Genomic DNA, 5,717 nt, shown 5'->3' on the forward strand with positions numbered 1-5,717 from the left:
TTTTTTTACCGTTTAAAGCTATGTGACCGTGTACAACAAACATTCTTGCTTCTTTAGGAGTACGAGCTAAACCTTTTTTGTAGACAATAGTTTGTAATCTTCTTCTTAAGATATCTTCCACGTTTAAATCTAAGATATCTTCAAGAGCTGCACCTTCTGGCAAAACACCGGTTCTAGCTAAGTGTCCTAATAATTGTGTTTTTTCTCTAACCATCTGATCAGTACCGAAACCAAGTAAGTATCTTGCTTCCCTACTGTATCTTCTGACTAAAGTATCAGCTTTCCAAATTTCTTTTTTGTTTTTAAGACCGTATTTAGTCATTAATTTATTTTCATTTTTAATTCTTTCTGCATTCCAAGGATGTGGTGGTGTATTATACTTTTTCCTTGATTTTCTAGGTTGTCCCATTAAAACATCTCCTTATAAAATTGAATTTAATAATTTAATTTATAAAAAAAGCTCTTGCCTATCCTCTTGAACGTTTTACACCAACAGTAGAACTTTTTCTGAAAGTAGATTTTGTTCTTTGACCTCTGACAGGTAAACCGACTTCATGTCTTCTACCTTTGTAACTTCTGGTCTTTTTCATTCTGTTCAAATCGTCCCTTAATGTCATATCAAGATCTGATTCGATTAAGTGAATGTTGTCACCAGTTTCATAGTCTTCTCTTCTGTTTAACATCCAAGCTGGAATGCCGAAATCGAGAGGATTTTCTAAAATTTCTTCAATTTTTAAAACATCTTCGTCAGCAATGTATCCAATTTTAGCATCTAAATCTAAGTCTAAAACACGACAAATAGTTTTAGATAAAGAGATTCCAACACCTTTGATTTCAGTTAAAGCATGTTCAATGGTTTTGTTACCACTAACGTCCTTTCTTGAAATACGTACTAAATGTTTAAATTCGTCTTCCATTAAATAACCTCCATTTATAGAGCGAACCTACGAGACGTAAAATATAGATTCGAATGTTTTGAATTTCAAAACACAGTTTTTTCAACAGTTATAAACTTAGCGTATGCGCTAAGAGTGCAATAAATATCAGTTTAACAAGTATTTTTATTAATAATATCAAAAAAATATAGTTAAAAACTAATAAACGCCGAGACTGGGATTTGAACCCAGGAGGGCTGAACGCCCACGAGATTTCCAGTCTCGCGCCTTACCAGGCTAGACTATCTCGGCATTAAAATAGTTAGCAATACTTGTACTATCATATCATCTAGAATAATATGATATAATAATATATTTACATTACCATATATAAAGGTTTGGTTAAAAGTGGGATTTTTAAAAAAATAAACTCCACAAATATAATTTATATTTCCATGCTAATAAATGACAAAGTATATTTTAATATAGAATTATATTATTTATTGGTGATAAAATGAGTTTACTATTGACAATAGTAATTATAGTTTGTCTAATTATAATTATCGGAACACTAATACACATGTACAACAACCTGGTTGGACTCAGAAACCGCGTAAAGAACAGTTACGCGCAAATTGATGTGCAACTCAAAAGAAGAAACGATTTAATACCTAACCTGGTGGAAACCGTAAAAGGTTATGCTGGACATGAGAAAGGCGTTCTTGAAGAAGTTACAAAAGCAAGAACCGGCGTGATGAACGCATCAACTGTAGAAGAAGCAAGTGCCGCAGACAATCAGTTGACAGGCGCTTTAAAAACCTTGTTTGCAGTTGCTGAAAACTATCCTGACTTGAAGGCCAACAGCAATTTCCAACAATTGCAAAATGAATTATCCGACACAGAGGATAAGATATCCTACGCAAGACAATTCTACAACGATGTTGTTTTAAAATACAATAACGCATGCCAACAATTCCCAAGTAGCCTGATGGCAAGATTATTCGGATTTAAAGAAGAAACATTCTTCGAAGCACCAGAAAGTGAAAGAGAAGTACCGAAAGTGGAATTCTAGTGGTGAAATTATATGAATGTTAAAAAAACATTTACTATAATTTTACTTTTTTTATTATTATTTTCAACATTTTCAGCAGTTGCAGCCGACGATGACAGAAGCTACACCATTGATCAGGCATTTGTTGACCTGACCGTTGAAAATAATGGCCTACTGCATGTAGATGAAAGGTATGATTATTCATTTGATGGGCAGTTCAATGGAGTATACCGAGACATTCCCTTGAAAGATGGAGAGAGCATAGAAAACATTAAGGTCTCTGTTGACGGAGCTTATGCCTCACATACGGTAAGCGATGAAGATGGAAAAAAACATCTGAAAATCTATTTATATTCCGATGAGGGACATACAAAAGGAATTAAAGATTGTGACGTATCAGTTCATATCAGCTATGATATGAAAAATGTTGTTACCCTTTTCAATGATGTAGGTGCACTTCAATACAAACTCTGGGGAGATGAATGGGACGTTGGTGTCGGAACCGTCAACGTAAAAGCCCATTTGCCTGGAGATAAAGGCAACGAATATTTCCTGAATCCTCAGGAATTTAATGTTTCAAGCGAATTGAACAAGAATACAATTACCGCAAAAACATCAGATATCCCGAAAGGCGATTTTTATGAACTCCTTGTATTGATGCCATTGGATGACTTCCACGATGCAACAAATGCAAAGCATGTCGATTATGACGGTCGGGAAATGATCATGAAAAACCTCAACGACAGTGTCAACGGACGTAATTTCTGGAATGCAGCATATGTCATTTTAGGATTGCTATCCCTTTTAAGTCCCATCGTTGCAATATTCACTTATCTCATTTTTGGAAGAGAGCCAAAAGTGATGTATGATGGAATATATGAGAGGGAACTTCCTACCGATGACCCGCCGGAAGTAGTAAATGCACTATATTCTTCAGGAAACGTTGGAACTCCTAATATGGATGGATTTGAAGCTGCAATTCTGAATCTGATTGATAAAAAGGTTTTGAGTATTGAAACCGTAACCGATGAAGATACCGAAACCAAGGATTTAATCATAAAATTCAGTGGAAACACCAGCGGACTCAAATCAAATGAAAAGCAGGTCTATGATATCCTTCATCGCTTTTCAAATAATGAAAGGTTGAATTTATCTAGCTTAAACTCAAGATTATCAACCGAATCAAATGCAAAATGGTTTATGGGCCGATTTAATGATTGGCAAGAGAATGTATCTGCTTCTTTGGAGTTTAGAGCTGAGGAAGAATTTGATTACACAGGCACAACTATTATTGCAGTGCTTGGTGTAGGAGGATTGCTCTTTGGAGTACTTCTGGCCGTTTTAGGATTATGGACAGAATTGAAATCAGGAATTTATTCCATTGCAGGAGGAATATTTTTAATATTATTTTCCCTTCTGATTATGAAATTGGATGACAATAAATTTGGAAAATGGACTCCTGAAGGCCGTGTGAGATATCTCAAATGGAAAAACTTCAAGAAGTTCCTAAAGGACAACAGTTTAATTAAAGAACACCCTCCAGAATCAATAGTTGTTTGGAAAAAGTACCTGATTTATGGTGCGGCTCTTGGAGTAGCTGACAAGGTTTATGATGCCATGAAACTTCAGGAAGAGGACATCTACGGTTATGATGAGGATATTTTCATGTATCACCGTTATGGAGGATCCTACATGATGCACAGTGCAATAATGAGTGGACAATCAACAATGAGCTCCTCTTCAGATTCCGGTGGCTTTGGTGGCCTTGGCGGAGGATCTGGAGGTGGAGGTGGAGGAGCTTTCTAGCTTTTCCATTTTCTTTTTTATTTTTTAAAATTAGAATGCATATTTGAATATTAACATGCAACGCGTAATAATCAGTGTCTATTTTTTAGAATATTACTTCCAGAATCTTGGATAGGTATCAGGTTTCATTAAAACCTTATTAACATTAACTGCAAAACCGGAGTCAGCTTCCAAAATCTCATTGGATGTCAATAAAGAGTTACCTGCACCAACCAATTCACCCTTAAGTGTCTCGATTGCTACAATATCATTCCTTTGAATGTTGTCTGCAAGTTCTGCAATTCCGCCATTGGCCAAATCAGCTCCATGACAAACCGCATCCACGGCTGAATCCTTAATTATGATTTTTGGAAGGTAATCTGCAGCCCTTTCCATAGGCATTATTGCTTCACGCAGGAATGACTCATCACCGTCTTCCTTCCAGAAGTGGTATGCATCGGTAACATCCTGCAGGGTCACCAATTTATTCTTTTCATTGAATGATCCCACTTGTGTTCTTCTAAGCTCAGCCATGTGAGCGCCAACGCCTAAAGCCTCACCGATGTTGTGGCAATATGTCCTCACATAAGTTCCTGCCTCACAGCCTATTCTGAAGAGAACGTCACGTCCTTCTATTTCATAGATAGTTGAATAGTAGATGTTACGTGTCCTCATTTCACGCTTTACGGCAGACTTTACAGGAGGCAATTGGAATATCTTGCCGGTAAACTCGGCAAACACTTCACGAATCCTGTCTTCGTCCACATCCTGATGGAATGTCAAAAGACAGACATATTCCTTAGGTGCGGTCAATAAAAGCTGAATGGCACGGGTAGCATCATTCAATCCAACAGGCAAAATACCTGTAACTTTTGGATCCAATGTTCCACCGTGGCCTGATTTTTCCAAGTTTAAAATACGTTTAATCCATGAGTCAATTTCATGAGATGTCGGACCTGATGGCTTGTCTAAGTTAATTACTCCTTTAGAAATGTAATCATTGATTTCCCTGTCTTCAGGCTTGCAGCCGAATTCCGGGGATGTGAAACTTTTAGACTTTGTCACCATGTTGAATTTCATGAAAAAAACCTTAAAAAAATAGTAAATAAAAAAAGTTATGAATAATTTTGTCAATTATTCATTTAGCTCTATAAGTCAGCTAAAGCTGCTTTAATAGAGTCAATGTCACCAGAAACATCGATAGAATCTTCGGTTGGTTCTAAGTGAGCAATGTTACATCTTCTGTTTTTAACTGCTTCACCAACAACTTCTACAAAGTTTTCATCGATAATTTCAACGATTGCACATTTTTCGCCAGCTTCTCTACCAGCGATTTTAACACATACTCTACCTACTTCGATTGATGCCATTTATATCACCTTTAATGTTTGAATAATGATTTCTGATACTTTTTCAGGATTGAAAGTACCAGTATTTATAATTATGTCATAGATATCCATATTTGAAATGTCAATGTTATGGATTTCCATGTATCTTAAGGCTTCGCTTTTTTCACGAGTTATAATCTCTTCTTTAGCTACGTCAACAGACTTATCCTCTCTTTCGGAAATTCTTTTTGATCGGACATCGAAAGGTGTTACCAACCAAACTCTCAAATCAGCATTATCAACAAAATATGCGGACAATCTTCCTTCAACAATCAGATTTTCTGCTTCCTTAGCCTTATCAGCTTGCCTTTTGTCAATTTCTTTATCAATATCATCATTACCTTCAGCAAACTCACTGAATTCAAGAACGCTCATTCCTCTTTCTGCAGCCATTTCCCTAAAGACAAAACCTGCAGAGATATATGGAATATCCAACTTTTCTGAGAGACCCTCAGCAGTGGTTGTAGTTCCAGTTCCAGCCAATCCGCCGACAGTAATTATCATTATTTTCTAGCCTCGTTTTTGAAATGTTTACGAGCACAGCTTGAACATAAGTAACCACCAAATGGACGGTTAGGTCTTTTAGCTGTTTTTGATAATTTTCCAATTTCATATGGA

Annotated in this window: 7 protein-coding genes, 1 tRNA gene and 1 pseudogene; 2 read left to right on the top strand and 7 right to left on the bottom strand. The window is 36.3% G+C overall.

The genetic code is table 11. The features are described from left to right. The 3 genes from E7Z79_RS08905 to E7Z79_RS08915 form a co-directional block, all read right to left on the bottom strand. Window positions 1–409, bottom strand: a 409-nt coding sequence (locus tag E7Z79_RS08905) for a 30S ribosomal protein S4 (protein WP_303739596.1), incomplete at its 3' end; no start/stop codon positions are given. 58 nt (window positions 410–467) lie between these two features. Continuing rightward, window positions 468–917: a 30S ribosomal protein S13 gene (locus E7Z79_RS08910; RefSeq protein WP_303739597.1), complete on the bottom strand. Its 450-nt coding sequence runs from the start codon at window positions 915–917 to the stop codon at window positions 468–470. 185 nt (window positions 918–1,102) lie between these two features. Further along, window positions 1,103–1,187, bottom strand: a tRNA-Ser gene (locus tag E7Z79_RS08915). Window positions 1,188–1,389: 202 nt separating this feature from the next. On the opposite strand from E7Z79_RS08915, the gene E7Z79_RS08920 reads away from it, so the two are divergent. Together E7Z79_RS08920 and E7Z79_RS08925 are read left to right on the top strand one after the other, a co-directional pair. Further along, window positions 1,390–1,947 carry a LemA family protein gene (locus E7Z79_RS08920; protein ID WP_303739598.1) on the top strand — a complete coding sequence of 186 codons (558 nt, stop codon included), beginning with the start codon at window positions 1,390–1,392 and terminating at the stop codon, window positions 1,945–1,947. A gap of 12 nt (window positions 1,948–1,959) precedes the next feature. Then, complete coding sequence (locus E7Z79_RS08925; RefSeq protein WP_303739599.1) at window positions 1,960–3,732, top strand: DUF2207 domain-containing protein; 1,773 nt, start codon at window positions 1,960–1,962, stop codon at window positions 3,730–3,732. A 93-nt stretch (window positions 3,733–3,825) separates the two neighbouring features. Here the strand turns inward: E7Z79_RS08925 and E7Z79_RS08930 are convergent, their stop codons facing one another. From E7Z79_RS08930 to E7Z79_RS08945, 4 genes and pseudogenes are all read right to left on the bottom strand, one after another. Further along, a complete protein-coding gene (locus E7Z79_RS08930) occupies window positions 3,826–4,791 on the bottom strand; it encodes an RNA-guided pseudouridylation complex pseudouridine synthase subunit Cbf5 (RefSeq protein ID WP_303739600.1) in 966 nt (321 codons plus the stop codon). A gap of 68 nt (window positions 4,792–4,859) precedes the next feature. Beyond that, a complete protein-coding gene (locus E7Z79_RS08935) occupies window positions 4,860–5,081 on the bottom strand; it encodes a 50S ribosomal protein L14e (protein ID WP_292608596.1) in 222 nt (73 codons plus the stop codon). Continuing rightward, window positions 5,082–5,603 (bottom strand): (d)CMP kinase, encoded by a 522-nt coding sequence (gene cmk, locus E7Z79_RS08940; protein ID WP_303739601.1) that lies wholly within the window; start codon window positions 5,601–5,603, stop codon window positions 5,082–5,084. Beyond that, window positions 5,603–5,717, bottom strand: a pseudogene (locus E7Z79_RS08945) (50S ribosomal protein L34e); the annotation flags it as partial. The pseudogene E7Z79_RS08945 and the gene cmk, both read right to left, overlap by 1 nt.

Origin of the sequence: Methanobrevibacter thaueri (assembly GCF_015062905.1) — an archaeon.
Classification (GTDB): domain Archaea; phylum Methanobacteriota; class Methanobacteria; order Methanobacteriales; family Methanobacteriaceae; genus Methanocatella; species Methanocatella thaueri_A.